This window comes from Pontibacter saemangeumensis (assembly GCF_039541895.1).
GTDB classification, from domain to species: Bacteria; Bacteroidota; Bacteroidia; order Cytophagales; family Hymenobacteraceae; genus Pontibacter; species Pontibacter saemangeumensis.
In genome coordinates, this window is sequence record NZ_BAABHC010000001.1 from 81,760 (window position 1) to 106,494 (window position 24,735).

23 protein-coding genes are annotated in these 24,735 nt (G+C 54.6%); 11 read left to right on the plus strand and 12 right to left on the minus strand.

The annotated features are described in order from the left end of the window. Nucleotides 1–85 precede the first annotated feature (85 nt). The 6 genes from ABD920_RS00365 to ABD920_RS00390 all read left to right on the plus strand — a co-directional run bounded on the left by ABD920_RS00365 (nucleotide 86) and on the right by ABD920_RS00390 (nucleotide 2,460). Nucleotides 86–328 (plus strand): hypothetical protein, encoded by a 243-nt coding sequence (locus ABD920_RS00365; protein ID WP_345156139.1) that lies wholly within the window; start codon nucleotides 86–88, stop codon nucleotides 326–328. Then, complete coding sequence (locus tag ABD920_RS00370; RefSeq protein ID WP_345156140.1) at nucleotides 319–630, plus strand: type II toxin-antitoxin system RelE/ParE family toxin; 312 nt, start codon at nucleotides 319–321, stop codon at nucleotides 628–630. The genes ABD920_RS00365 and ABD920_RS00370 overlap by 10 nt, the downstream gene beginning before the upstream one ends. Before the next feature lie 110 nt (nucleotides 631–740). Then, entirely contained in the window at nucleotides 741–1,016 is a 276-nt protein-coding gene (locus tag ABD920_RS00375) for a toxin-antitoxin system YwqK family antitoxin (protein ID WP_345156141.1), read from the plus strand. 9 nt (nucleotides 1,017–1,025) lie between these two features. Further along, nucleotides 1,026–1,376, plus strand: a complete 351-nt coding sequence (locus tag ABD920_RS00380; protein WP_345156142.1) for an iron chaperone — start codon at nucleotides 1,026–1,028, stop codon at nucleotides 1,374–1,376. Between the two features lie 113 nt (nucleotides 1,377–1,489). Beyond that, the gene (locus tag ABD920_RS00385) at nucleotides 1,490–1,954 is read left to right on the plus strand and encodes a hypothetical protein (protein ID WP_345156143.1); all 465 of its coding nucleotides are present in this window, start codon (nucleotides 1,490–1,492) and stop codon (nucleotides 1,952–1,954) included. A 68-nt stretch (nucleotides 1,955–2,022) separates the two neighbouring features. Beyond that, entirely contained in the window at nucleotides 2,023–2,460 is a 438-nt protein-coding gene (locus ABD920_RS00390; protein ID WP_345156144.1) for a GNAT family N-acetyltransferase, read from the plus strand. A 63-nt stretch (nucleotides 2,461–2,523) separates the two neighbouring features. Here ABD920_RS00390 and ABD920_RS00395 read toward each other — a convergent pair whose 3' ends face one another. Then, nucleotides 2,524–3,651 (minus strand): Gfo/Idh/MocA family protein, encoded by a 1,128-nt coding sequence (locus tag ABD920_RS00395; RefSeq protein ID WP_345156145.1) that lies wholly within the window; start codon nucleotides 3,649–3,651, stop codon nucleotides 2,524–2,526. A 299-nt stretch (nucleotides 3,652–3,950) separates the two neighbouring features. Between ABD920_RS00395 and ABD920_RS00400 the strand changes: the two genes are divergently transcribed. Further along, a complete protein-coding gene (locus ABD920_RS00400; protein ID WP_345156146.1) occupies nucleotides 3,951–7,715 on the plus strand; it encodes a S8 family serine peptidase in 3,765 nt (1,254 codons plus the stop codon). Between the two features lie 195 nt (nucleotides 7,716–7,910). Here ABD920_RS00400 and ABD920_RS00405 read toward each other — a convergent pair whose 3' ends face one another. The 5 genes from ABD920_RS00405 to ABD920_RS00425 all read right to left on the minus strand — a co-directional run bounded on the left by ABD920_RS00405 (nucleotide 7,911) and on the right by ABD920_RS00425 (nucleotide 14,798). Beyond that, nucleotides 7,911–10,427 carry a DUF5916 domain-containing protein gene (locus ABD920_RS00405; RefSeq protein ID WP_345156147.1) on the minus strand — a complete coding sequence of 839 codons (2,517 nt, stop codon included), beginning with the start codon at nucleotides 10,425–10,427 and terminating at the stop codon, nucleotides 7,911–7,913. A 225-nt stretch (nucleotides 10,428–10,652) separates the two neighbouring features. Then, nucleotides 10,653–11,045, minus strand: coding sequence for a co-chaperone GroES (locus ABD920_RS00410; protein ID WP_345156148.1), 393 nt, complete (start codon nucleotides 11,043–11,045; stop codon nucleotides 10,653–10,655). Between the two features lies 1 nt (nucleotide 11,046). Further along, nucleotides 11,047–11,574 carry a hypothetical protein gene (locus tag ABD920_RS00415; RefSeq protein WP_345156149.1) on the minus strand — a complete coding sequence of 176 codons (528 nt, stop codon included), beginning with the start codon at nucleotides 11,572–11,574 and terminating at the stop codon, nucleotides 11,047–11,049. 120 nt (nucleotides 11,575–11,694) lie between these two features. Further along, nucleotides 11,695–12,876 (minus strand): homogentisate 1,2-dioxygenase, encoded by a 1,182-nt coding sequence (locus ABD920_RS00420; RefSeq protein ID WP_345156151.1) that lies wholly within the window; start codon nucleotides 12,874–12,876, stop codon nucleotides 11,695–11,697. A 260-nt stretch (nucleotides 12,877–13,136) separates the two neighbouring features. Then, a complete protein-coding gene (locus ABD920_RS00425; protein WP_345156152.1) occupies nucleotides 13,137–14,798 on the minus strand; it encodes a S41 family peptidase in 1,662 nt (553 codons plus the stop codon). A 385-nt stretch (nucleotides 14,799–15,183) separates the two neighbouring features. Between ABD920_RS00425 and ruvX the strand changes: the two genes are divergently transcribed. Both ruvX and def read left to right on the plus strand, forming a co-directional pair. After that, entirely contained in the window at nucleotides 15,184–15,600 is a 417-nt protein-coding gene (gene ruvX / locus ABD920_RS00430; RefSeq protein ID WP_345156153.1) for a Holliday junction resolvase RuvX, read from the plus strand. Next, nucleotides 15,597–16,166 (plus strand): peptide deformylase, encoded by a 570-nt coding sequence (gene def / locus ABD920_RS00435; RefSeq protein WP_345156154.1) that lies wholly within the window; start codon nucleotides 15,597–15,599, stop codon nucleotides 16,164–16,166. Before ruvX ends, def begins: the two co-directional genes overlap by 4 nt. A 149-nt stretch (nucleotides 16,167–16,315) precedes the next feature. On the opposite strand, the gene ABD920_RS00440 is transcribed toward def, so the two are convergent. From ABD920_RS00440 to ABD920_RS00455, 4 genes are all read right to left on the minus strand, one after another. Next, nucleotides 16,316–16,615, minus strand: coding sequence for a HigA family addiction module antitoxin (locus tag ABD920_RS00440; protein ID WP_345156156.1), 300 nt, complete (start codon nucleotides 16,613–16,615; stop codon nucleotides 16,316–16,318). A gap of 11 nt (nucleotides 16,616–16,626) precedes the next feature. Continuing rightward, the gene (locus ABD920_RS00445) at nucleotides 16,627–16,908 is read right to left on the minus strand and encodes a type II toxin-antitoxin system RelE/ParE family toxin (protein WP_345156157.1); all 282 of its coding nucleotides are present in this window, start codon (nucleotides 16,906–16,908) and stop codon (nucleotides 16,627–16,629) included. A gap of 143 nt (nucleotides 16,909–17,051) precedes the next feature. Next, nucleotides 17,052–17,786 (minus strand): energy transducer TonB family protein, encoded by a 735-nt coding sequence (locus ABD920_RS00450; RefSeq protein ID WP_345156158.1) that lies wholly within the window; start codon nucleotides 17,784–17,786, stop codon nucleotides 17,052–17,054. Nucleotides 17,787–17,897: 111 nt separating this feature from the next. Continuing rightward, nucleotides 17,898–18,668, minus strand: coding sequence for a ligand-gated ion channel (locus tag ABD920_RS00455; protein ID WP_345156159.1), 771 nt, complete (start codon nucleotides 18,666–18,668; stop codon nucleotides 17,898–17,900). A gap of 172 nt (nucleotides 18,669–18,840) precedes the next feature. Between ABD920_RS00455 and ABD920_RS00460 the strand changes: the two genes are divergently transcribed. Continuing rightward, the gene (locus tag ABD920_RS00460; protein ID WP_345156160.1) at nucleotides 18,841–19,815 is read left to right on the plus strand and encodes a zinc dependent phospholipase C family protein; all 975 of its coding nucleotides are present in this window, start codon (nucleotides 18,841–18,843) and stop codon (nucleotides 19,813–19,815) included. On the opposite strand, the gene ABD920_RS00465 is transcribed toward ABD920_RS00460, so the two are convergent. After that, nucleotides 19,812–20,804 carry a GNAT family N-acetyltransferase gene (locus tag ABD920_RS00465; RefSeq protein WP_345156161.1) on the minus strand — a complete coding sequence of 331 codons (993 nt, stop codon included), beginning with the start codon at nucleotides 20,802–20,804 and terminating at the stop codon, nucleotides 19,812–19,814. The two genes, ABD920_RS00460 and ABD920_RS00465, sit on opposite strands and share 4 nt — an antisense overlap. A gap of 23 nt (nucleotides 20,805–20,827) precedes the next feature. Between ABD920_RS00465 and ABD920_RS00470 the strand changes: the two genes are divergently transcribed. Continuing rightward, a complete protein-coding gene (locus ABD920_RS00470; protein ID WP_345156162.1) occupies nucleotides 20,828–22,567 on the plus strand; it encodes a serine hydrolase in 1,740 nt (579 codons plus the stop codon). A gap of 489 nt (nucleotides 22,568–23,056) precedes the next feature. Here ABD920_RS00470 and ettA read toward each other — a convergent pair whose 3' ends face one another. Further along, nucleotides 23,057–24,727, minus strand: a complete 1,671-nt coding sequence (gene ettA, locus ABD920_RS00475) for an energy-dependent translational throttle protein EttA (protein WP_345156163.1) — start codon at nucleotides 24,725–24,727, stop codon at nucleotides 23,057–23,059. Between the last annotated feature and the right edge of the window lie 8 nt (nucleotides 24,728–24,735).

Genomic DNA, 24,735 nt, shown 5'->3' on the forward strand with positions numbered 1-24,735 from the left:
TCCGAGCCGTTAGGCGAAAGGCAAAATCGATAGAATAAAATTATCGTAACATATATTTTAAATACTTTTATAGAAGGGAAACATCATGGACTTACAAGCAAGGAAGATACATTTTGTGCAGGAATTCTTGCGGCTTGACAACGAGAAAATCATCTCCAAATTTGAAGAAATACTGCTTGCGGAGAAGAAGAAGCTCTATTCCGAAAGCTTTTCTCCAATGTCACTTACTGACTTTAATCAAATAATTGACGATTCGGAAGATGATGCTTTAAACGGGAGAGTTAAAGAAATCAATGAACTGGATAAGGACATTGACGCATGGACCTGAAGGTGCTATGGACAAACACAGCAAGTAAACAATTAGAAGATATATTTGATTATCATAAAGTAACAGCAAGCCCTACAGTTGCCAGAAAATTGGTTAAGGGTATTGTAGAAAAAACGGCTTCCCTGTCTAAGCAACCAAAGAAAGGGCAGCGTGAAATACTCCTTGCCGACAGACAAAAAGAGTACAGATATATTATTGAAGGCAACTACAATATAATCTATTGGATTGACGTAGCAACTGTTCATATTGCGGCTGTTTTTGACACGCGGCAAAATCCTGAAAAAATCACAAGAACCAAGTAAAAAGCCCTCCACCCAACCAAGTGCAGCCTAAACCTAACTTCGCTGCGGGCTTGCCTGTTCAATCCGTTACCAAACCCAGCACCTTAAACAAAACCCGTAAGCAAGAAAACATGCTAACCAAAAAGACCTATGCAAACGGCCAGAAAGCCCATGAGCTTGAGGGGACCAGGCTAACGTACTTTTTCAAAAACGGGAAAGTGAAAGCCGAAGGGGACTTTGATGACGACAACATGGAAGGCGAATGGAAATTCTACAGAGAGACAGGGCAACTCTGGCAAGTCAGCAATTTTACCAAAGGTAAGAAAAACGGCTTCTGGGTGCGCTACGACCGGAACGGACAATTGGAATACCAGGAGGCTTTTGAGAATGACAAACGCATGAAATAGCCATTCTGTATGGAGGATGTAGCGTCATATATAAAAAGCTTCCCGGAAAACGTGCAGCAGCTACTGAAGCAGGTGCGCGCGACCATACAGGAGCAAGCACCGGATGCAACGGAAAGCATCAGTTACGGCATGCCAGCTTACAAGACCTCCGGACAACCCCTGGTGTACTTTGCCGCATTCAAAAACCATATAGGCTTTTACGCCACACCCACAGGGCATGCAGCATTCGCAGCGGAACTCTCTAAATACAAACAAGGCAAAGGCTCCGTCCGGTTTCCGCTCGACCAGCCACTGCCACTTAGCCTGATAGCACGAATAGTAGCCTTCAGAGCGAGAGAAAACGCAGCCAAAGCAACATAAAGCCTGCACTACGCAGTAAGCAGGAATAACAAACTGTTTGCAACAGCTACAAAATCAAGCAACATTTTTCAGTCCAACCAGTTTTGAGAAGCTTTAGAAAGCAAGCAAGTTGTATGCAAAGAATCATAGGATTTATCGTACTTCCCTTCCTGCTCGTAGCGTGTGGGCAGGAGAACGGGGACAAGGCCTCCAAAGCCACCCTGAACCCGGTAGCAGGAACCTGGCAGCTTGTGACGGCAATTTTGATTGAGAAAGGGGATACGACGGTAACGGACTACACCAAAAATATCTCCTTTATCAAAATCATCAACGATACCCACTTTGCCTTTTTGCAGCACGATGTAAATAAAGGCAGGGACTCTGCTGTTTTCGTTGCCGGGGGAGGTAAATATACCCTCCGCGATAGCCTATACACAGAACACCTGGAGTACTGCAGCGCCCGGGATTGGGAAGGAAATGACTTCACCTTTACGATTGCCCTGAAAGGCGACACCCTCCTGCAGAGCGGCGTAGAAAAGATTGTCAGCTCCGGGATAGACCGGATCAATATCGAAAAGTACATCAAGGTAAAAGAATAACAGCTCCCGACGCCTGAGAAACAAAGGTGCATTTTCAGGCACAGGGCATTCCATATACCCCATACCCCATGATCAGGCCCTATATACCTGCCGACAAAGAGAAAGTGCTCGGACTGCTGCGGCTGAACACGCCCCTTTACTTCCACAGTTCCGAGGAACCTGACCTCCTGGCGTACCTGGCGCAGGATGCGGAGCACTATTACGTGGTGGAAGAGGCCGGGGAAATCATCGGGTCGGGCGGTTTTAACCTGTTCCCGGAGCAGAAGACAGCGCGCATCTCCTGGGACATCATTCACCCTGCCCACCACGGCAAAGGAATCGGGAAACAGCTGACGCTTTACAGGATAAACGAAATCAGGCGCAACCACCCGGTAGAGCTGATCATAGTCAGAACCACACAGCTTGTCTACCGGTTTTACGAAAAGCTCGGTTTCGAATTAGTGAAAACCGAAAAAGACTTCTGGGCCAAGGGATTTGACCTTTACCAGCTGCACAAGCCTGTATAACCAGTTTTTGTGCTGAGCATACAGGCTTGTGTTGCTGTTGGATGCGGGTGGTAATGAATGCTGCTATACTGTCAAATCTACCTTTTTACCCGTTTTCGCGGCGAGGTAGATGGCGTCAATGATTTTCAGATCCTTCAGGCCCTCTTCGCCGTCTACGGGCACAACTGGCTTTTTGCCTTCCAGTATAATGGCTGCCATTTCGTCCATCTGCACCGTCTGGTGCGTCTGGTGGGGCTGGGTCAGTTCGCCTTTGTGCGTGCGGCCTTTGATGGGGCCATAGCCGGTAGCCGGGTGCAGTTCGGCAAACCCTTCCGTCCCGTTCAGGAAAAAGCGGTCGAGGTTGCTCATGCTGTAGGTCGAGAGGCAGGAGGCCACCGCCCCGCTCGGGAAGCCAAACTGGAACTGGATGGTTTCGTCCACACCTTCCTTGAATTTCACCGGGTCTGTTTTCGTCTCCTGCGCCGTCACCCAGACGGGCTCCTCGCCCACCATATAGCGCGCACCATTGACAGAGTAAATCCCGATGTCCATCATCGCGCCGCCGCCGGCCAGCTGCTTGTTCAGCCGCCACTGGTTCGGGTCTCCTATCGTGAAGCCGCTCAGGCCCTGGAAAAACATAATCTTGCCGAACTCCCCGGCTTCCCGCATCCGGATAATCTCCAGCGTCTTCGGCTCGAAGTGCAACCTGTAGCCCACCAGCAGTTTCACATTCGCCTTGTTGCAGGCGTCCACCATCTCCTGCCCCTCTTTTGCGTTGATGGCCATGGGCTTTTCACAGATGGCGTGCTTGCCGGCTTTCGCCACCCGTATCACCTGGTCGTGGTGCAGGGCGTTAGGCGTGATGACGTACACGGCGTCAATGTCCGGATTGTTTTTGATGGCATCGAAGTTCTCGTAGTTGTAGCAGTTCTTGGCGGGGATGTTGTACTTGGCCTGCCAGTCTTTTACTTTGGAGGGCGTGCCGCTGATAACTCCTACCAGCTTCGCTTTTTTAGAGGACTGCATGGCCTCCGCCACCCGCGTTCCGTAGCTGCCCAGCCCCATGATGGCCACGCGCAGCACCGGCCCCTGGTAAGGCTGCTCATATATAAGATTTGTAGCTTCTGCACTTGCCAAACCGGAAAAGGTCAATAAAGGCAATCCGATGGCTGAAAAAGTAAGCTTCTGTAAAAAGTCGCGGCGAGAATCCATAACAGGTGGTTTTGGGGTGAATACTTGACAAGCTTTGTAGTACTCTTAAATTTATACAAAGTTTTCATGAAATGAAATTAACCCTGACACCGGCGTGCTGATTAGCGCATGTTGCCAGGGCGGTATATATGCGCCGGCCATAACCCGGCCTCGCCACACCGCTGCTGTACCTACCAAAACAGGCCACGGGCGTGTTTCGCTGAAGCCTGTAAATTCTATGCCTGCTATGGAACGACTTTGCCTATATCGCGCTTTTATAGTACCTTGAGAATTGAATAACGCGACCCCAACCTTTGTTTATGAGAAGATTAAGCCTCTGGCTTGTTGCTCTTGGGCTGACAGCTGCCGCTCCGGCGCTTGCGCAGCGTGATAAATCCCCTATACGCTCCAACACCGAGGCACTGCAGCGGATAGCCGCCTCCGCAGAAAAGGACTTTAAAGCGAACAGAGCCCGGGCAATTGCACTGGCGCGCAAGAACGGCTGGGTGATTGAAAAAACCTCTAAAGACGGCACCTATATCTCCCTTCAGGGGCTGGATGCCAAGGGGCTTCCGATCTACTACATCACCTATAACAACACACGTGCAGCCGCTACCACCAAAACAGACCAGCTGTGGGCAGGCGGCTCGCTCGGCCTCAGCCTGAGCGGCGCCGGCAACACGGTGGCCTCCAGGCTCGCGATGTGGGACGGCGGCAAAGTGAGGGCCACGCACCAGGAGCTAAAGGGGCGCGTGCAGCCCGGAGACGATGCCAAAGAGAACAACGAGCACGCCACCCACGTGGCCGGCACTATGATCGCCAGCGGCGTGAACCCCCTCGCGAAAGGCATGGCATTTGGGGCCAGCCTGCAGGCATATGATTTTAACGGCGATGAGGCCGAAATGGCGAAAGCCGCTGAAAGCCTCCTTATATCAAACCACTCCTACGGCTCCATCTCCGGCTGGCGCTACAACGACGAGCGCGAGGGCACCGACGAGGACCCGTACTGGGAGTGGTGGGGCGACACTGACATCAGCAAAACAGAGGACTACCGCTTTGGCTACTACGACGAGCAGTCAGCCAGGTGGGACAAGATCGCCTACAATGCCCCGTACTACCTGATTGTGAAGTCCGTGGGGAACAACCGCGGTGAGCGGGGGCCAGAGGTAGGCAAGCCCTACTTCCAGCGCAACAGCGACGGGAAATTCACTTTAGTGAAAGCGCGCCCGGCAAACCTGAGCAGCAACGACAGTTACGATGCGATCTCCACGGCGGGCAACGCCAAAAACATCCTGGCCGTCGGGGCCATTGCCCCGCTGGCCGACGGCTACACGCGCGCCGAGGACGTGCTGGTCTCCTCTTTCAGCAGCTACGGCCCCACAGACGACGGCCGTATCAAGCCGGATATTGTGGGGAACGGCGTAGCGGTGCTTTCCAGCTCCTCGAACAGCGACCGCGACTATACGACCCTGAGCGGCACCTCGATGGCGGCACCCAACGTGTCGGGCACGCTGCTGCTGCTGCAGGAGCACTTTGCCAACCTGAACAGCGGCGCCGTGATGCGCGCCGCCACCCTGAAAGCCCTCGCCATCCATACCGCCGACGAGGCCGGCACCGCCAAAGGCCCGGATTATATATATGGCTGGGGATTGCTGGATGCCGAGCGCGCCGCCAACATGATCACCAACACCAGGGGCACGCACCTGATACAGGAGAAAGCCCTGGCGCAGGGCCAGCCGCAGACTATCAGTGTAAGGGCCTCGGGCGCCGGCCCGCTGCGGGTGACCATCTCCTGGACTGACCCGGAAGGCACCGTGACCGAGATAGGCGCCGGCGCCCTGAACAACCGCGCGGCCCGCCTCGTGAACGACCTGGATGTGCGCGTTACCGGCAAAGGCACCACCTATATGCCCTGGACGCTGGACCCCACGGCACCTGACGTGGCCGCCAAACCCGGCGACAATGTGCGCGACAACGTAGAGCAGGTGCTGGTGGAGAACGCCGTGCCCGGCGAAACCTATACCATCACCATCAGCAACAAAGGCACTCTGAAGAAAGGGCCGCAGGCTTACGCGCTGCTGGTGAGCGGCGCCGGCGGCGCAGCCGTGTGCGCCAGCGCACCCACCTCTGAGGCAGGCGCCAAAATCACCCGCTTCGCCATCGGCACCAAAGCGGTGGCCGGGGCAACGGGCTGCACCACCTACCAGAACCTCACAGGCAACGTCTTCACTCTGGAGCCGGACCAGCCGGAAACGATCTCCGTCACGACGGGCACCTGCGCCACCGATGCCCCCAGCATAGCGAAAGTGTTTGCTGACTGGAACGGCGACGGCGACTTTACAGATGCCGGCGAAACGGTGGCGGCATCAGGCATGCTGAGCGGGGCGGCAACTTTTTCGGGTACCATCAAAGCCCCGGCTGCGGCTGTTGTGGGGGATAAGGTGCGGCTGCGCGTGGTGCTGCAGGAGACGCAGGACGCCGCCAGCGTAAACGCCTGCGGCAGCTATGCCCGCGGCGAGACGCAGGATTACCTGCTGCAGTTCTCCCAGCCCGGCAAAGACATTGCCGTCACGGCCGTCACGCCGCTGGGCTCCTCGCTCTGCGCCACCACAGCGCAAACGGTGGCGGTCAGCATCCGCAACCTGGGCGCAGTGGCACAAAAGAACATTCCGGTTACCATCAGCGTGCGCGAAAACGGAACCGAGATCACCCAACTCACCGGCACCTATACCGCCACGCTAGAGCCTTTTGCAAAGGCTGAAATGCTGTTGGAGGACAGCTTTGCCACCGTGGCCGGCAGCACTTACGAGCTGGTTGCGCTCTCAAACCTAGGGGGCGATGCCATCAGCGCCAACAACCGCCTGCAGCGCACCTTTACCGTGCAGCAGAACATGGCAGCGCCTACCGCTATTTCGGCCACCCGCTGCGGCAGCAGCCCAACCCTGACTTTGTCGCACCAGGGGGAAGGCACGATCTTCTGGTATAACTCGCCCACCAGCACACAGCCGCTGGCGGCAGGCAACATGCAGCACATCCCGGTGGCCGGGGTGAACGGCACTTTATATGCGGCTTACAACGATTTTGCGGGAACTGTAGGTCCGGCCAACAAAGCCTTTGCCACGGGCGGCGGTTATAACCAGTTCTCGCCGGATGTGCTGGTGACGACGCAGGCACCGCTGGTGCTGGAATCGGCCCGTTTATATATAGGTAATGGCGGCAGAATCACTTTCACGGCGTTTAACGAGGACGGCGCGCAGGTATCATCCCGCACCTTGCAGGTTACGCCCACCCGCAGCCCGGCAGTTCCGGACGCCCAGCCCGACGACCCGGCAGACCAGGGCGCGGTATATTACCTCGGGCTGGAGCTACCGGAGGCGGGCGACTACCGCATTGCCATCTCCTACGAAAACGGGGCCACGATCTTCCGGAACAACGCCGGGGTGGAAGGCTATCCTTTTGAGATCCAGAATGTGTTCGCCATTACCGGCAACACCGCCACCACCACACCCGAGGAGTATTATTACTACTTCTACGACCTGAAGGTGCGCGGCCTGGGCTGCGAGAGCGAGCGGGTAGAAGTGCCCATGATAACCGGTGCGCCGATCGAAACACCTGCTATCTCGCGCAACGGGCAGGTACTGGTATCCAGTGCCGCGAGCGGCAGCCACCAGTGGTTCCAGGACGGCAGGCTGATAGAAGGTGCCACAGGCCGCGAGTACACCCCTGCATCAAGCGGAATCTATACCGTGACGGTGGCGGAAAACGGCTGTGTATCGGAGGTTTCGGAGGCGCTGCGCTTCGACCTCGAGACGTCGGAGCGCGCGGTAAGCGCTGACCTGCTCGCCTTTCCGAACCCGAGCAAGAACGGCATGTTCAGCCTGACGCTGGAGACGCAAGGCCCCGAGGATATACAGATTGAGGTAGTAGACCTGCTGGGCAAGCGGGTATATAGCGGTGCCACAAAGCAGTTCAACGGCCAGTACCGCACCGACATCGACCTGACAGCACACTCCTCCGGCCTCTATATCCTGCGCGTGCAGCACGCCGATAAACTGGAAACCACGAAGCTGCTCATACGGCGCTAAATCATCTATAGCAGAATTAAAAAGAGCAGGCCCCTCTAGAGGCGCCTGCTCTTTTTAATTTATATCACTAAACCACAAGAATCCTCTCACCTTTCCTTTTTAAGAAAACAGGTTAAGCCGATAGCTTGGTAGGGACAGGTCGCGTCCTGTTCCTACCAAGCTATCGGAATCAGAAACACAGTTACTACAGGCGATTTACCGCTTGGCGAGTTTGCTGCGCATCGTAAGGTAATCCAGGTAATAAAGTACTTTGATGGAGAAGGTGCTGGACTGGGGCGATGACAGGGTGTGTGAGAAGTTGTCGAAGTAGCGCGGCTCCGGCAAATGCACATTCTCCTCGAAGGCATTTTTCCAGACGATGCTGATCTCACTGCCCGGCGCGAACCACCACGAGTACACCATGTCCAGGTTAAAGGAGTTGTAGTTCTGGTGCGGCGTTTCAGGGCGGTAGGTGTCCGCTACAAGGCTGCCGTTCGGCTCCAGCGCAAAGAACTCCCTGGTCAGCACTTTAGACCAGTTGTGCCGCACGCGCAACGCCAGCGACATGCGGTTGTTGAAGATATAGCTCCCCGAGAGGCTGTTGTACACGGAGTTCACATCGCGAAGGCCGAAGATGATTTTCTTCTCCGGCTCTCCAGTGCCGTTCACCACTTCCGTGTTTGTAAAGAAGCCAATGTCGTCGTAGCTGTTCCCCGACTGGAAACTGTATGAAAAGCTCAGCTGGTTATTGACGCGGAAGCGCGGCGAGACACCGAAATTCAGGCTGCGGCGGTCATTTTCCTCAAACAGGCGGTAAGAAAACTCCAGATCCAGCGCCAGCCGTTTGCGGTAGTCAGTGGAGTACCATCCCCCGGCCCTGTAGTTCACCGGGAACGTGTAGTAACGGCCCGCTGTGCGCGGCTCAAAAAAGTCATAGGTTTCCACAGGCTCCAGGTTAAAGTTTAACCCGGCGCTCATGAAGTTCTTGAACGTGCCGTTCAGGTTGCTGTACACCACGAAATTCTGAAACACGTTGGGGTCGTACCTGCGCGAATAAACCGCCCCGAGGTTGGTATAGAGGTTCAGCATTTTCCAGAACGGCTCATACCGGTTATAGGACAGGTTCACTTCCTCATCCATCGTGTTGTTCACGAACAGGATGCCCAGGTCGTTCGGGTCGTATTTGTCTGACTTTACCGAGTGCGACAGGTTATACAGGAAGTTGCCGCTGATCTTGCCGACGCCCACCTGGTACATATACCCGAGGTCTGTGCCGTCGGCTATATACCGCTGGCTGAGGGCGGCCTTCCCGTTCACGGCGTATTTATTGGCTTTATTGGCAAAGCGGAAAAGGGCGCCGGTCAGGTTGGCGTCGTAGGTGCCGCCCTGCCGCATCACGTTGGTGTTCACCAGCGTGATATAGGAGTTGTTCTTGAGCGACTGGTCGAAAACGGCGATGTTGTAGTTGGTGAGCGGCTGCGTTTCCACCTCCAGCCTGTTGCCGGCGCTGTCCTGCAGCACGGCGTGCTGGCGGCCTACCACTGCGTTGAAAATGCCGATGCCCAACCCGGACTGTGTGCGCCCCGATACTTTGGTGCCGTTGATCATCTTGGTTTCCCGTGGGTTCTGCAGCACTTCGTAGCCGGCGTATTTGTCCTGATCATATACAGCGCCGTAATTGACGGGAGCCCCCCCGATGCGGCGGGAGTAAAAGAAATCACCTTTGTTAAACAGCTCCGTGCCCTCCAGGAAGAAGGGCCTGTTCTCGTTAAACTGCTGCTCGAACGGCGAGAGGTTCAGCACCCGGTTATCAGACTGCACCTGGCTGAAATCCGGGATCAGGGTCATATCCAGCGTGAAGGCATCGTTGATGCCGTACTTCAGGTCCAGGCCCCCGCTGAAGTTAAACTCGTGCTTGTACCTGGCATCCTCTGCCCCGGCCTGCTCCGCAGGGTAGCGCTCCATATACCCCGACACGTACGGCGTAAGCGACAGCCGGAGCGGCGCCTCGATGTTTTTCAGGCCCTGCAACAGCCCCCACTGGTTCACGAAGCCGTCTTTGGAGGGCTCCACGTGGTTCCAGAAAAACTGCTCGCGCGTAGACTGCCGGTTGCGCATGAAGTTGAGGCCCCACACCTGCTCCGGCTTGTTCCCGAAGCGAATGGCGGAGTAGGGGATCTTCAGCTCGGCCGCCCAGTCGGTGCCTTCCAGTCTGGTGCTACTCTCCCACACCGCGTTCCAGCTCTCGTCTTCCCCGTTCGAGGAGTAGCGGGCGTCGAACTGCACCCCGGCAGGGCTCACGATAAAGCCAAAGCCATTGATCTCATCCTTATAGGTATCCAGGAAAACGCCAAACCAATCGGTGTTGCCCAGGTCGTCGCGGCGGCTCATCTCCCTGAAAATGCTGTCCTGCGACACATCGTGCATCACTGCTCCGATATACAGGGCGACGTCGTCATACAGGATGCGCACCTCCGTCGGGCGCTTCTCTACCGGGCCGGGCGTGGGCCGGTGCTGGATAAACTGCGTGGCAACGTCGGCCTGTTGCCAGATGGGCTCGTCCAGCACGCCGTCTATGTCGGGTGGCGCCGTGATGCGCAGGGCCTGCATGCTTTTCTGCGGATGGTTGTACTCCTTTTTCTGCGCCTGCTGTGCTCCCGCTGCCTGGCACAGGTAGATGAAGAAGAAGCAAAAGAGCAGTGCTTTGGAAACAGCGGTAAAAAATGGTTTCATAGCTTTGGTCGTGGCCTGAATTCACAGCGTGTAGGGGAAAGATGCAGCAGCGACCGCAATAGTTGCCTGAGAGGGGCGAAAAGAGTATTCGTGTTCAAACATATTTACCAGGCGCAATGTCATCGAAGGTATACATATGCCCGCACCTGCCACAGGGGGCAAAAGCAAAGGGCCACGCTTAATAGATAAGCATGGCCCTTTTACCAACCAACAGCGGGATTCTCCCTACAGATCCTCTTCGCGCACCAGCATCAGCACCGCCGACTGTGGCACGATGAAGTAGCGCTCGCCCAGGTAGTTTATCTCAATCGCGTCGCGCTGCAGGTAGATGGCCAGGTCGCCCTCTTTGGCCTGCAGCGGTATATAGCGCACCTCTTCCTCCTCCTCGCTCCAGTTCTCGTCCTCAAACCCGTAATCGGCCGGGATCGGGTAGCCGGGGCCCACCTTCATGATGTAGCCCTCCTGCACCTTCTCCCGCTCCTGCACGCCCGGCGGCAGGTACAGGCCGCTCTTGGTCTGCTCGCGGGTGGTCTTTGGCTTTATCAGTACACGATCACCCACAATGATGATCTTCTCTAACTTGTTCTTCTCGGAAATCCTCATCGGTAATGTTTGCATGTTATATCGGGTCAGCTGTTACTTTAAAGCGCATATCTGCCTTAATGGTTATATCCCCTGAGATAGGCTTGGCCAGCTCAGCCTTTGTCCGGATGTTGTACGTCTCCCCTTTGATAAACTCATCCAGCTCCGCGTTGGTCGACTTCAGGTTCAGGGTGGTGGCGTTGGCCGGCACCACGTCCAGGTACGCGATCTTCACTTCGTCCCTGCCTTCACTGGATATATAAATCTCGATCTTCTTCAGGAAATCGAAGTCTTCCCCCGCCGGATCTGTGATGCTTAGGTTCAACCTGTTCAGTGTTACATCCTTTACCAGTTCCGCGCGCGTTTTGTTGTTCTTAAAAGTTTCTTCTGAGTTGGTGGTTACCGTAACCGGCGTAAACGGTACCAGCGCCCCCACCGGGAAATGCGACTCTACCGTGATGGTTTCTTCTTCCTCGATGTAAAATGTGAGCAGGTCATCTACTTTTTCACAACCTGCTGCCACAAAGGCAAAAACCATAACGGCAACAAAAAACAAATGCTTCATCACAATAAGTGTAAAATGTAAAAGGGTAAAAATGCAATTTGCGTCAGAAAAAAGCGATCTCAGCAGCGCTTCCTGACGCAAATTTACAAATACCAAAGCATTTTAGGTACAAATTTCCGGTTAATGTGTCGTGTCGTTGCCGTGCTCGTTCCAGCTCATCGGGTAGTTGTGGTCCATATAGGGGACAGCGTCCTCGGTTATATATAAGGGCTTGAAGGTGTCGATCATCAAGGCGTACTCCTCCGTGCCTTTCTTGCCGATGCTGGCCTCTGCCGTGCCCGGGTGCGGGCCGTGCGGGATGCCGCCCGGATGCACGGTGAAGGAGGCGATGTCCACGCCTTTGCGGCTCATGAAGTTGCCCTCCACGTAATACAGCACCTCGTCGGAGTCCACGTTGGAGTGGTTGTAGGGCGCCGGGATAGCCAGCGGGTGGTAATCGAAGAGGCGCGGCACAAACGAGCAGATCACGAAGTTGTGCGCCTCAAACGTCTGGTGCACGGGCGGCGGCTGGTGGATGCGGCCCGTGATCGGCTCAAAATCATATATGGAAAAAGCGTAGGGGTAGAAATAGCCGTCCCAGCCCACGGCATCGAACGGGCTGAAGTCATAGTAGAACTGGTGCAGCTCGCCTTCTTTCTTGATCTGCACCAGCTTTTCGCCCCGCTCCGTCTCCGTGATCAGCTCCACGGGCGGGCGCATGTCGCGCTCGCAGAACGGCGCGTGCTCCAGCAGCTGCCCGAAATGGTTGCGGTAGCGGCGTGGCGTCTCCACCGGGCTGAACGACTCGATGACCAGCAGCCGCACCTGCCCCGCATCAAAGCGGAACTTATGGATGATGGTGCGCGGGATCACCAGGTAATCGCCGGGCTTGAAGGGGACGCGGCCCATCTGGGTGAGCAGGTCGCCGGTGCCCTCGTGCACGAACACCACCTCATCGGCCTGCGCGTTTTTATAGTAGTAGCCCATCTCCCGTTCCGACGAATTGCAGATGCTGATGGCCACGTCGCTGTTAAAGAGCATGGTTTTGCGCGCGCCGAGGTAGTCCGGCCCGGTGGTCTCCACGGGGAGGGTGCGCAGGTGGTGGGGAGCCAGCTTAACGCCTTCCGCCTTCTTTGGCGCATAGGGCCTTGCCTCGCCGATGCGGCTGATCTGGGTGGGCGGGTGGATGTGGTACAGCAGCGAGGAAACACCACTGAAGCCCAGCGTGCCCACCAGCTGCTCTTTGTAGAGGCTGCCGTCCGGCTGTCGGAACTGCGTGTGCCGCTTGTGCGGGATCTCTCCTAACTTATGATAGTACGCCATGCAGTGGTGCTCTATAGGGTTGTTGTTCAGATAGCGTGTGCAAATTCACAGCCATCATTCTTAAAACAGACATTTATCTGCTTCAAGTCTGTGACTTGGAGTACAGATGAAGCCAGTTTGTAACTGGCGTGGGACGCTCTGTATAGTTCCGGCAGTTGCAAACTAACCTCAAACAAGCTCCAAGTCACAGGCTTGAAGCTTGTTTTAATATCCCACCCTCTTTAGATGAAGGAGGAGAATCACATCGAACGAGCAGGCACCTACCCTTTGCCCTTCGCCATGCTCATGGCCTGGTTAAAGTGCTTCAGGGCCTCCTGGAATTCCTCATCCGACTCGTGCAGCACCGGGAAGAAGCCTTTGTTGCCATATATGCTGCGCGCGATAAAAGCCTTCACGTTGTTGCGAAGCAGGTCTTTGGAGCGGGCGTATTCCTCCTGCTTGAACTCCACGCCGGCTGCCTTGGCCATCTGCACGATTTCCTGCAGCATCTTATCCGTCACCTGGAAATTCTTGTTGAACTTCTCAAACGACAGCTTCTCCAGTTCTTTGCGGTGGCCGCGGTAATACTCCAGCGTGTACTCCCGGATCACGTTCTTGTTGTAGAGCTGGCTCAGGTACGGGGAAAGCTCCATCGTGTCGCGCGCCACGAACACATCCGGCATAATGCCGCCGCCGCCATATACCGTGCGGCCGCGCAGGGTCTCGTACTTCAGTGAATCCACGAAGAGGCTGCTGTCTGGGTGAAAGTACTCGCCGTTCTCGAAGCGGTTCAAAATGTCCATTTCATATTCCTCTGCCCCGGCGGTATAGGGTTTCTGGATAGAGCGGCCGCTCGGCGTGTAGTAGCGCGAGATGGTGAGGCGCAGCTCGGAGCCGTCGTTCAGTGGGATCGGCATCTGCACCAGGCCTTTGCCGAACGAGCGGCGGCCCACGATCAGGGCGCGGTCGTTGTCCTGCAGGGCACCGGCCACGATTTCGGCCGCAGACGCGCTGCCTTCGTCCAGCAGCACGATCACCGGGCCGTTTTCGAAATCGCCTTTGGTGCGGGCAAACGTCTTGGAATCGTACTTGTCCCCCTTGCCGTCGGTGTACACGATCATCTTGTCGCCGGAGATAAACTCATCCGCCATCCGGATGGCGTGGTCCATATAGCCGCCGGGGTTCCCGCGCAGGTCCAGGATGAGGCGCTGCAGCCCTTTCTTCTTCAGGCCTGTGAGGGCCTCCTTGAATTCGTCGTAGGTGGTGGCCGAGAAGCGGCTCACTTTTATATAGCCCGTCCTTTCGTCCACCATGTAGCTCACATCCACGGAGTGCGTCGGGATTTTGCTGCGCTGCAAGGTGAAAGAGAGCGGTTTTTTGGTGCCCTGCCGCTTGATGGTGAGGTTCACCTTAGAGCCTTTCGGGCCGCGCAGGTGCTTGAAAACGCCCTCGTTGTTGATGCCGACGCCAGCCACCTTCTTGCCGTCCACTTCGATGATCTTGTCGCCGGCCTGTATGCCCGCCGCCTCAGACGGGCCGCCGCTCAGCGGGGAAATCACGTAGATGGTGTCGTTGAAGATGTTGAACTCCACCCCGATGCCCTCGAAATCGCCCTCTAAGTAAGAGCGCGCCATGGCCAGCTCGTCTGCCGGTATATAGGAGGTGTGCGGGTCCAGTTTCTCCAGCATTTTCGTGATGGCGTAGTCGGAGAGCTCCTCTATATCCACCGTGTCCACGTAGTCGCGGTCTATATAGCTGAGAATGTCGCGGAATTTCAGGTAGCTCTTGGCCGTGCCCTGCGGGTTAGTGGAAGAGGGCGAAAACGTGTTGGCCCCGATCAGCACGCCCACGGCCAGCGCCAGTGCGATAAACAGTGGCAGCCTTATCTGAAATGGCGAGTTCCGGATATTTTTCTTTTCCTCCCCGTGCTCTGTGTTGTTCATAATCTTGCTTAAAAAATGTGCGTGTACCTGTCTCCACAAAAACACCGCAGCAACTGATGCTACAAGTTAGTAAATATCCAGAGGGGCCAATATATTTATACAAGTACAAATTTGTGAAGGTTGCGGCCTTTGGCAGCATATCGCCCCATTTACTATGCTTATAACACAATCCGAAGCTAAATAATTTAAATCTCCCTTCTTCTTGTTTGTGAACAGCCCGGCGCGCCAACTGATTTAGCCTGAGCGGCCAAAAGACCGGGTTCTATATATAACCCCGCTATGCATACTGGGTCTGCAGACAGGAAACCCGCACTTGCCTCCCCGCCGCCCGTGCCTCAACAACAAACCATATAAATTCCTACCTTTGCAGTTTAAGAACAGGCACATGGGCAGGATAATGGCAATCGATTACGGGACAAAGCGCGTGGGGCTGGCAGTGACAGACCCGCTGCAGCTAATTGCCAACCCGCTAGAAACCGTTCACGCCAAAGATGTGTTATCCTACCTAAAGGATTATGTGCAGCGCGAGCCGGTGGACGCCCTGGTGGTGGGCATGCCGCGCCGCCTCTCGGGGGAGGACACGCAGGCGACCCAGCACGTGGTGGGCTTTGTGCGCAAGCTGCAGAAGGAGTTCCCCGCGGTGCCGGTGCACACCGTGGACGAGCGCTTCACCTCTAAAATGGCCAGCGCCGCCATGCTGGCCGGCGGCCTGAAGAAGAAAGCCCGCCAGGACAAGGCAACTGTTGACCGGGTGAGCGCCGCCATTATTTTACAGTCGTATTTAGAAAGCAGATTTATATGATTTATCCGATTACCGCTTACGGCGATCCAGTTTTAAAAGAAGAAGCCCAGGATATTCCGCAGGACTACCCGGACCTGAAGGAACTCGTGGATGACATGTTCACGACCATGTACCACGCCCACGGCGTCGGGCTGGCCGCCCCCCAGATCAGCAAGAGCATCCGCCTGTTCGTGATCGACTCGGAGCCGATGATGGACGACGAGGACAAGGGCAAGGGCGTGAAGAAAGCGTTCATCAACCCGGAGATTGTGGCCGAAGACGGCGAAGAGTGGGGCTTTGAGGAAGGCTGCCTGAGCATCCCGGGCGTGCGCGAAGTGGTGTACCGCCCCGAGCGCATCGTGATCCACTACTTCGACGAGGAGTGGAACGAGCACGAAGACAGCTACGACGGCATGACCGCCCGCGTTATTCAGCACGAGTACGACCACATCGAGGGCATCCTGTTCACGGACCACCTGAACGGCCTGAAGAAGCGCCTGATTAAAAGCAAGCTGGCGAAGATTTCCAAAGGTGAGGTGGACGCTGACTACAAAATGAAGTTCCCGGCGCTTGCGAAGAGAAGGTAGGTTATCCGTAAGCCTATATATAACCGGGCCTGCCGCAAGTGCTGTGGCAGGCCCGGTTTTTTGTTGCTGTTATATATTAATCTGAATCTATATATAATGGTGCATACTGCCTAAGCTCGAAGCAAAGCGAGGGTTTAGGCAGTACTGGGTCAGGCTACTTTTTTATCAAAGCGCTTTATTGTTTCCAACTCTTGTTGCTTTTTTGTTATTTCTTCTTCCAAATCGTAGTCGTCCTGGAGCCCGAGCCAGAACTTAGGGGAATTGCCAAAGTAGTAACTTAACCTTAAAGCTGTGTCTGCTGTGATGCGCCTGTTCCCTTTTACAATCTCAGACACCCTGGTTTGCGGTATTCCAATGTCCTTTGAAAGCCTGTAGGCTGTGATGTTTAGAGGAACAAGAAACTCTTCTTGTAATATTTCTCCTGGATGAATATTAGGTAGTCGCTCCATTGTATTTCTTCTTAGTGGTAATCAATAATTTCTACTACTGATGCCTGGCCGTTATTCCATTGAAAGACGATTCTCCATTGGCTGTTTATCCTGATGCTGTAGAAATCTTTCAGGTTTCCAGCTAACTTCTCTAACCTATTGGAAGGAGGAATCCGAAGGTCAGCAATATCTTGAGAGTTATGAAGCATCCTTAATTTACGTCTGCCAATTGTCTGGATTTCCATGGGCAGCTTCGCTACTCTTTCTCCATTCCAGATTTTTTCAGTTTCCTTTGACCCGAAAGATATAATCATACTTACTTACTGCGTTACTAACGCCAAAAGTAAGTATTAAGTTTAACACTAAAAAGGATTGAAATTATATTTTTTGAAATGAAGCCTAACGGATTAGTACATGCTGTGAACGAGGTGTAACCGAGTATGGAGCATGTGCAGGGTTAGCCACAGTTGTTCTTCTTTGACTTTCTACTAAATTTTATTGGAACAGTATATCGCTGCTTTATTGCTGCCTTATTTTGAAACGCTGGAATCCAACGAGGCATCTTCTCTACCAGTTGCTCGACCTTTTCATCATACAGCGCTTCATCCTTCCAAATGTTTCTTCTGACAAGTATTTCTGATTCCTCAATCTCACCTTGTTCATCTATGACTAATGAGATTACAACTAAGGGTGCTTCACTATCTTCTTTCAACAAGCTGTCAGCCAGGCTGCAGTAGATGTATTTCATTAATCCTTCATCCCCACCTTTGAACTTTACATCTCTGTCCCCCAAACCTAACTTATACAGGCTGTCCACCTTCGTATCTATCCGCTCAAAAGCGTTCTTTCCATACTTTTGCTCTATCAGTTCATACATCACCTTATTGTAGCACTTCCCTGCTGGTTCAACAATGTCACCACCACCTTTGAGCTTTAAGCCATATTCTTCTATCATCAGCCGTACCCTTGTGTTGAACTCTGGATTTGGCAAGCCATAAAAGTATAGCCCCAGCTCCCCTGCCTGATAATCCTTTACTGCATCTTCAATCCCTCTACGACACGCTATAGTATCACCAACTTCCTCGAAGGATATGCTATCAATTAATGGAGATAGATTTTGCGGAGCATTGGTATTATTGCACCCATATAACATGACCACCAAAATTATTACCAACCATGCTCTTATGTCCATAAAGGTGAAGTCATTTTTTATTCTTAAAATCACAGCTAACGGTTAGTACATAATGCGAGCAAGGCGTAGCCGAAGCTTGGTTTATGTGCCGTGTTGTGGTTCGTTTTTCTTCTAATCTCCCAAGTCAAATTCAGGTTGTAAAATCTGCTTTTCTCCTTTTATTGAGCTTAGGTCGATTTCAATCGGGTTGTCTAAGCGGAATACTTTGTCAATTTCAGTATTCCGAAAACCTAAGATTTCAACAGAAACTACTTTCTTAAAGCTTGTGACAATCTTGACTTTAGTTTCTGGACAGTAAATCCCTGGTCTATACCTGTCCCTTATTCCATTTTCCTTTATAAAGGCTTCTAATTCTTCAGAGTTACTTACGGCTTCAATGGTCAAGTCGGGAGTAACTGAAAAAGTTACTTTGAAGTCATTGCTATTCTTGTCAAAGTAGTACCAACAGTTAAACTCGTCTGTATGGGGTTTCCATATAAAGGAACCCATTCCGACTGTAAACAGAGCCAGAACAGACAAAATGATAAAGCCAACTCTAAATGGCTTCCCAACCCCTTCTTGCCATTCTTTATATATTAGAGTGAATAAGAAGAGAGACAACAAAAGTGGTATCAATACCAAAACCCAACGCCCAATATTTTGGAGGTCGTAAAGAATCAAGTAGCTGGCATGCTCGAAATAACGCAGAAGCCAACCTATAGTGGTGGCGAAGATTATAGTCCATCCTGTTTTTCTGTCAGAGAGTGATACTATAAAACCCGCCAGGGTTGCGCCTGTTAACAGAAGGGTGTAAAGACCAATACCGAACCAGATAGTCCCAAAAAAGATTAGAAGCCCTACAAGAAATAGAATGAAGGTTAGTATCGGTATTAGTCTCTTCAATTTCCTTTTTAATTTATTAATTCAAATGCACCACAACTTGTAGATAGCATGAATAAACATACGGTTTTATGTCGATTCTGACAGATAACCGTAACTGAACTGCCGAATATACTATATAGAAAGAACAACATAAAAACACCAATTACCTGTAAGCCTCCGTACACCGGCAGATATGGTGCGAAGAACCCAACTCATCCTGCTGCTGCTAACCTTGCTCCTGCCAATCCACGGCTATGCTTGGGGCTTCTTCGCGCACCAGCGCATCAACCGGCTGGCGGTGTTCACGCTGCCGCCCGAGATGATTGGGTTCTACAAAAAGCACATCCGCTACATCACCGAAAACGCCGTGAACCCCGACCGCCGCCGCTACGCCGTGGAGTGGGAGGCCGCCCGGCATTACATCGACCTGGACATATATGGCGACAGCGCCCTGTACAAGATGCCCCGCTTCTGGCCGGAGGCTGTGGCGCTATACTCCGAAGACACCCTGCAGGCGTACGGCATCGTGCCCTGGCACATCAGCCTGATGAAGTTCCAGTTGACGCAGGCGTTCAAAGAGCGGGACCTGGACCGTATCCTGCGCCTCAGCACCGAAATGGGCCATTACGTAGCCGACGCCTGCGTGCCCCTGCATACCACCCAAAACTACAATGGCCAGCTGACGGGCCAGCGCGGCATCCATGCGTTCTGGGAAACGCGCCTGCCGGAGCTCTTCTCCAGCGAGTACGACTTTTTTGTGGGCCAGGCCCTGTACATCGAGCAGCCGCAGCTCCGGGCCTGGGACCTGGTAGCCAGCGCGCACACCGCCCTCGACTCAGTGCTTTACTTTGAAAAGGAGCTGACGCAGGAGTTTGACGAGGAGAAGAAATATTCTTATGAAGTACGTAACAACCTGACCACCCGCGTGTACTCCCGCGCCTTCTCCGAGGCATATAGCCGAAAGCTGAGCGGGCAGGTGGAGCGGCAGATGCGGCTGGCCATACAGGCGACTGCCAGCTACTGGTACACGGCCTGGGTAGATGCCGGCCAGCCCGACCTGCGCACGTTTCCGAAAGCGCTTACAGCACAGGAACAGCAACGCCTGGAGATGGAGAAAAAAGAGTATGAGGCAGGCCAGCACAAACCACGCGAAGAAGGCAACCCTTAAGCAAGCCCTCTCAGCTTCCGGACCAGCCGCATCCGCGCCTCCCGGATAAACCTGACCCCTTTTGGCAGCTGGTTATACTGCAGTGCGGGAATCGGTTTCGCCTCCGGCCCGAAGCTCTGGTAGAAATGCAGGATATCCGGCTCCTTTGCATCCGGGCTCTCGAAGTCAAACACCATCTCCTGCCCCGCATACTCCCGGATCAGATGGTCGATGAGCAGGGTGCGCCCGTTCTGCTTGCGCCCGTGCTGCGGTGCGGCGTTGAAGATATAAACGATATGCCCGCCCCACACAATAAACAGGCAGCCGCTGTTTTTGCGTCCCTGGCTATCGGTGGTATAGTACAGCCTGGCCACCCCTTTCTCCTGCAGCACCTGGTACAATTGCCGCAGCAGGGCATAGGCTTTCGCTGCCACGCCGCCATAGATACGCTCCGCTGTTTCCTCCCTGAAGAATTGGATGATCGGCTCTATATCCCCGCTCTCCTCCAGGGTCAGGCCCGCCTTCTGCGCGCGCTTCAGGTTCATTTTCCGGTCGCGGGTATAGCCTTGGTAAAGCTGGCCGTAATCCTTCTCGAGCGACAGGTACAAGGTGAGCGTCTGATTCGATTTTATCGCGGGCGGCAGTATGGCGGGCAGCTGGTTGCCTGTGTTAAAGTTGTAGCTGGCCACGTAGCGGAAGCGCCGGTACAGCTCCTGCACAAAGGCTATATAGGTGGCTTCTGGGATGGTTTTGGCCAGGCTATATATCCCCAGCTGCTGGCAGAACAAAGGCTGCTGTATGTAGCGGATGCCCAGCTTGCTCCGCCACGGCACCGGCATCACGGTTATATATACACCCGAGGCGTCCAGCGCCACCACCGCGTCCCAGTCCGGCGCCACCACATCCAGGTACCACGACATGGCATACACCTGCCGCTGCCGCGACTGCTCCACCACGGCGTCCCACTGCGTCCGGTCTATGTTGTGGTGCTTCAGGTAGAGAACAGGCATGGTTTGCGGATGGGTTATATATAATGGCGGATAAACACGCCCGGTTTCCTTCACTGCCGAAAGCCGAAACCCCGACGGCAAAGGCCCTGCTGGCATGGGGCAAGATACAAAAGAGCGGCAACATTTGTCCCTGCCCCACAGCGCCCTGCGGCAAGGGCAACCGAAATTTATTATCTTGCTTCTTTATTCTTCCTGATAACCACCCGATGCATCACATCCGCAACACCCACAAAAAACTCCGCCTGCTGCTCCTGCTGTTGCTGGTGCTGCCACAGGCCTGGGCGCAGGCCAAAGCGCCCGCCGATCTCCAAAAACTGGACGCCTATTACCAGCAGGCGCTGCAGGACTGGGACGTGCCGGGCATGGCCATCGCCATCGTACACAACGACTCCGTTATTTTTGCCCGGGGCTACGGCGTGCTCAACAACAAAACTGGCGGCAAGGTAGATGCCAACACCCTGTTCGGGATCGCCTCCAATTCCAAAGCCTACACGGCAGCGGCGCTGGCCACGCTCGTGGATGCCGGCAAAATCGGATGGAAGGACAAAGTGCAGCAATACGTGCCGTACCTGCAGCTCTACTCCCCCTTCGTCACAGAAAACCTCACCATCGAAGACCTGCTCTGCCACCGGGTCGGTTACCAGACCTTCAGCGGGGATCTGCTGTGGTACAACACCACCTACAGCCGCGAAGAGATCATCCGGCGCATGCGCTACCTCGAGCCCACCTACGGCTTCCGCGACGGCTACGGCTACTCCAACCTGATGTTTATCACGGCAGGCGAGGTGATCGAAAACGTGACAGGCGAAACGTGGGAGGGATATATAAAAGAGACGTTTCTGCAGCCGCTCGGCATGAACCGCACCTACACGTCCGTCAACGACCTGAAAGGCGTACACAATGTGGCCTCCCCACATGGTTTTGATGAGAAGGGAAAGCCCTACGCCACCACCCTCACCGCCTGGGACAGCTGGAACCCGGCTGCCGGTATCTTCACCAGCGTAACCCAGCAGGCCCAGTGGATGCGCCTGCAGCTGCATCATGGCACGTATGAGGGCAAGCGGATTTTCAGCGAGGAAGCCAGCCGCAACATGTGGACGGTGCACAACCCTTTCCCCGTATCGAAGCAGGCAGCAGCGGAAAACCCCTCCACGCATTTTACCGGGGCGGGCCTGGGCTGGTTCCTGAGCGATTACGAGGGCCGCAGACTGGTGTACCACGGCGGTGGCCACGAAGGCATGAACAGCCGCACGGTGCTGGTGCCCGAGGAGAACCTGGGCATCGTGATCCTGACCAACAGCATGAGCAGCATCATGGCCCCGCTTGCCAGCTATACTGTCGATCAGTTTCTTGGGATCACGAACGGCCGCGACTGGAGCCGGTTTAAGCTGGATGCCGAGAAAGCGGAGAAGGCATCCGCGGCCCGCGCGCCAAAGGAGGAAAAACACCGCAGGCAAAAACCAGCCATGGACCTGGCCGCCTATGCCGGCACGTACAGCAGCCCCCTATATGGCGACGCCACCGTTGCCCTGAAAGACGGCAAGCTGCAATTCCAGTTGGTGCCTGCCCCGACGCTCAGCGGCACTCTACACCCTTGGCGGCACGACATCTTCAGCCTGGACTGGAAAAATGATTATGCCCTGCTGCACCCTACCAATGTTCGCTTCCTGGTTGGCGAAGACGGAGGAATAGCCGGGATGCGCCTGGACTCCGACAACCCGGACTTCCATTTCAGTGAGTTGAAGTTTGTAAAAGTAAAGTGACGCCCCGGTGCAGCACAGGAGAGGCCTATATACCAGGGCAAACAAAAAGGCCGCACGAAACAGTGTGGCCTTTTACCTTACATGTTGGACTAAAATTTTACGATACGATCAAAGCAAGCGTGCCCACAGCTGTGAAATAGCCCGCAATTAACCAGTAAGCGACAACGTCGCTGTTCGAGTAGATTTTTTTCATAATTGACACCCATTAAGTTAGAAAACACTTATTTACCTTTGGCTGTCATTGTATTTATTTACGATACCGATGGTACTTTTGTTAAGATTTCACCCCTAAAAAAAGGCATTTTATATCCTTTCAGCCCATTATGATTTTTGCACTAAATAATGTTATATATAAACATATTATAATTCCATAACACAACCTATCCTATCTGCGGCCGTCGCTATATAGGCAGAAGAGCCGCCCCCGTTATGGGAGCGGCTCTTCTGCCTGCACGGGAACAAGCCCGCTGTATGTGCCTGCTGCTTCTGCTAAACCAGCTTCTTGTAACGGATGCGTTTAGGCTCGGCATCGCCCAGGCGCTTCTTCTTGTTCTCTTCGTATTCCGAGTAGTTCCCCTCGAACCAGTACACCTGCGAGTCGCCCTCAAAAGCGAGGATATGGGTGCAGATGCGGTCGAGGAACCAGCGGTCGTGGGAGATAATCACGGCGCAGCCGGCGAAGTTCTCCAGCGCGTCCTCCAGCGCCCGGATCGCATTTACGTCCAGGTCGTTGGTCGGCTCATCGAGCAGCAGCAGGTTGCCGCCTTCTTTCAGCGTCATGGCCAAGTGCACGCGGTTGCGCTCGCCGCCCGACAGCTTATCCACTTTCTTCTCCTGGTCGCCGCCCGAGAAGTTAAACTTGCTCACATAAGCCCGCGACACCACCTGGCGGCCGGCCATCATCATATGCTCTGTCCCGCCCGAGATCACCTCGAACACCGACTTATTCGGCTCCAGCTGCGTGTGCTCCTGGTCTACGTAAGAAATCTGCACGGTAGAGCCCACGGTAAAGTCACCGGCATCCGGCTTCTCCTGGCCCGTGATCAGCTTGAACAAAGTCGTTTTACCCGCACCGTTCGGCCCGATGATGCCGACAATGCCACCCTGCGGCAGCGCGAAGTTCAGATCCTCGAACAGGAGCTTATCGCCGTAGGCTTTGCTCACGTGGTTCACCTCAATTACCTGGGCACCCAGGCGCGGGCCGTCCGGGATAAAGAGCTCCAGTTTCTCTTCTTTCTTGGAAGCCTCCTCTCCCACCAGCTTATCGTACTGGCTGAGGCGTGCCTTTGACTTGGCGTGGCGCGCCTTCGGCGCCATTTTCACCCACTCCAGCTCGCGCTGCAGCGTTTTCTGGCGCTTGCTCTCAGTCTTCTCTTCGGCAGCCAGTCGGTTCGACTTCTGCTCCAACCAGCTGCTGTAGTTGCCTTTCCACGGAATGCCCTCGCCGCGGTCCAGTTCCAGGATCCAGCCGGCCACGTTGTCGAGGAAGTAGCGGTCGTGGGTGACGGCGATCACGGTGCCTTTGTACTGCTGCAGGTGCTGCTCCAGCCAGTCCACCGACTCGGCGTCGAGGTGGTTGGTGGGCTCGTCCAGCAGCAGCACGTCCGGCTCCTGCAGCAGCAGGCGGCACAGGGCCACGCGGCGCTTCTCCCCGCCCGACAGGTTGCCGACGATGGCGTCCTCCGGCGGCGTGCGCAGTGCGTCCATGGCGCGCTCCAGGCGGTTGTCCAGCTCCCAGGCGTTCAGCTGGTCCAGTTTCTCCTGCACCTCGCCCTGCCGCTCGATGAGCTTGTTCATCGCATCGTCGGTCATTTCCTCGGCAAACTTCATGTTGATCTCGTCGAACTCGCGCAGCAGTGCCACCACTTCGCTCACGCCTTCTTCCACCACTTCGCGCACCGTTTTGGTTGGGTCCAGCTGCGGCTCCTGCTCCAGGTAGCCCACCGTGTAGCCCGGCGACCACACCACTTCGCCCTGGAACTCTTTGTCCACGCCGGCGATGATCTTAAGCAGGCTCGACTTACCGGAGCCGTTCAGGCCCAGCACCCCGATCTTGGCGCCGTAGAAAAACGACAGGTAAATATTCTTAAGCACTTGTTTCTTTGGCGGGTAGATTTTGCTTACCCCGGCCATCGAGAAGATTATGGTTTCGTTACTCATGCTGTAAT

Coding starts and splice junctions, on each gene's coding strand:
- ABD920_RS00465 (WP_345156161.1), bottom strand. CDS start 20,804: ATGCCTGTTCTCTACCTGAAGCACCACAACATAGACCGGACGCAGTGG.
- ABD920_RS00365 (WP_345156139.1), top strand. CDS start 86: ATGGACTTACAAGCAAGGAAGATACATTTTGTGCAGGAATTCTTGCGG.
- ABD920_RS00410 (WP_345156148.1), bottom strand. CDS start 11,045: ATGCAAACATTACCGATGAGGATTTCCGAGAAGAACAAGTTAGAGAAG.
- ABD920_RS00390 (WP_345156144.1), top strand. CDS start 2,023: ATGATCAGGCCCTATATACCTGCCGACAAAGAGAAAGTGCTCGGACTG.
- ABD920_RS00400 (WP_345156146.1), top strand. CDS start 3,951: ATGAGAAGATTAAGCCTCTGGCTTGTTGCTCTTGGGCTGACAGCTGCC.
- ABD920_RS00425 (WP_345156152.1), bottom strand. CDS start 14,798: ATGAACAACACAGAGCACGGGGAGGAAAAGAAAAATATCCGGAACTCG.
- ABD920_RS00440 (WP_345156156.1), bottom strand. CDS start 16,615: ATGGAGCGACTACCTAATATTCATCCAGGAGAAATATTACAAGAAGAG.
- ABD920_RS00395 (WP_345156145.1), bottom strand. CDS start 3,651: ATGGATTCTCGCCGCGACTTTTTACAGAAGCTTACTTTTTCAGCCATC.
- ABD920_RS00380 (WP_345156142.1), top strand. CDS start 1,026: ATGGAGGATGTAGCGTCATATATAAAAAGCTTCCCGGAAAACGTGCAG.
- ABD920_RS00415 (WP_345156149.1), bottom strand. CDS start 11,574: ATGAAGCATTTGTTTTTTGTTGCCGTTATGGTTTTTGCCTTTGTGGCA.
- ABD920_RS00405 (WP_345156147.1), bottom strand. CDS start 10,427: ATGAAACCATTTTTTACCGCTGTTTCCAAAGCACTGCTCTTTTGCTTC.
- ruvX (WP_345156153.1), top strand. CDS start 15,184: ATGGGCAGGATAATGGCAATCGATTACGGGACAAAGCGCGTGGGGCTG.
- ABD920_RS00370 (WP_345156140.1), top strand. CDS start 319: ATGGACCTGAAGGTGCTATGGACAAACACAGCAAGTAAACAATTAGAA.
- ABD920_RS00445 (WP_345156157.1), bottom strand. CDS start 16,908: ATGATTATATCTTTCGGGTCAAAGGAAACTGAAAAAATCTGGAATGGA.
- ABD920_RS00375 (WP_345156141.1), top strand. CDS start 741: ATGCTAACCAAAAAGACCTATGCAAACGGCCAGAAAGCCCATGAGCTT.
- ABD920_RS00450 (WP_345156158.1), bottom strand. CDS start 17,786: ATGGACATAAGAGCATGGTTGGTAATAATTTTGGTGGTCATGTTATAT.
- ABD920_RS00470 (WP_345156162.1), top strand. CDS start 20,828: ATGGCGGATAAACACGCCCGGTTTCCTTCACTGCCGAAAGCCGAAACC.
- ABD920_RS00420 (WP_345156151.1), bottom strand. CDS start 12,876: ATGGCGTACTATCATAAGTTAGGAGAGATCCCGCACAAGCGGCACACG.
- ettA (WP_345156163.1), bottom strand. CDS start 24,727: ATGAGTAACGAAACCATAATCTTCTCGATGGCCGGGGTAAGCAAAATC.
- ABD920_RS00385 (WP_345156143.1), top strand. CDS start 1,490: ATGCAAAGAATCATAGGATTTATCGTACTTCCCTTCCTGCTCGTAGCG.
- ABD920_RS00460 (WP_345156160.1), top strand. CDS start 18,841: ATGGTGCGAAGAACCCAACTCATCCTGCTGCTGCTAACCTTGCTCCTG.
- def (WP_345156154.1), top strand. CDS start 15,597: ATGATTTATCCGATTACCGCTTACGGCGATCCAGTTTTAAAAGAAGAA.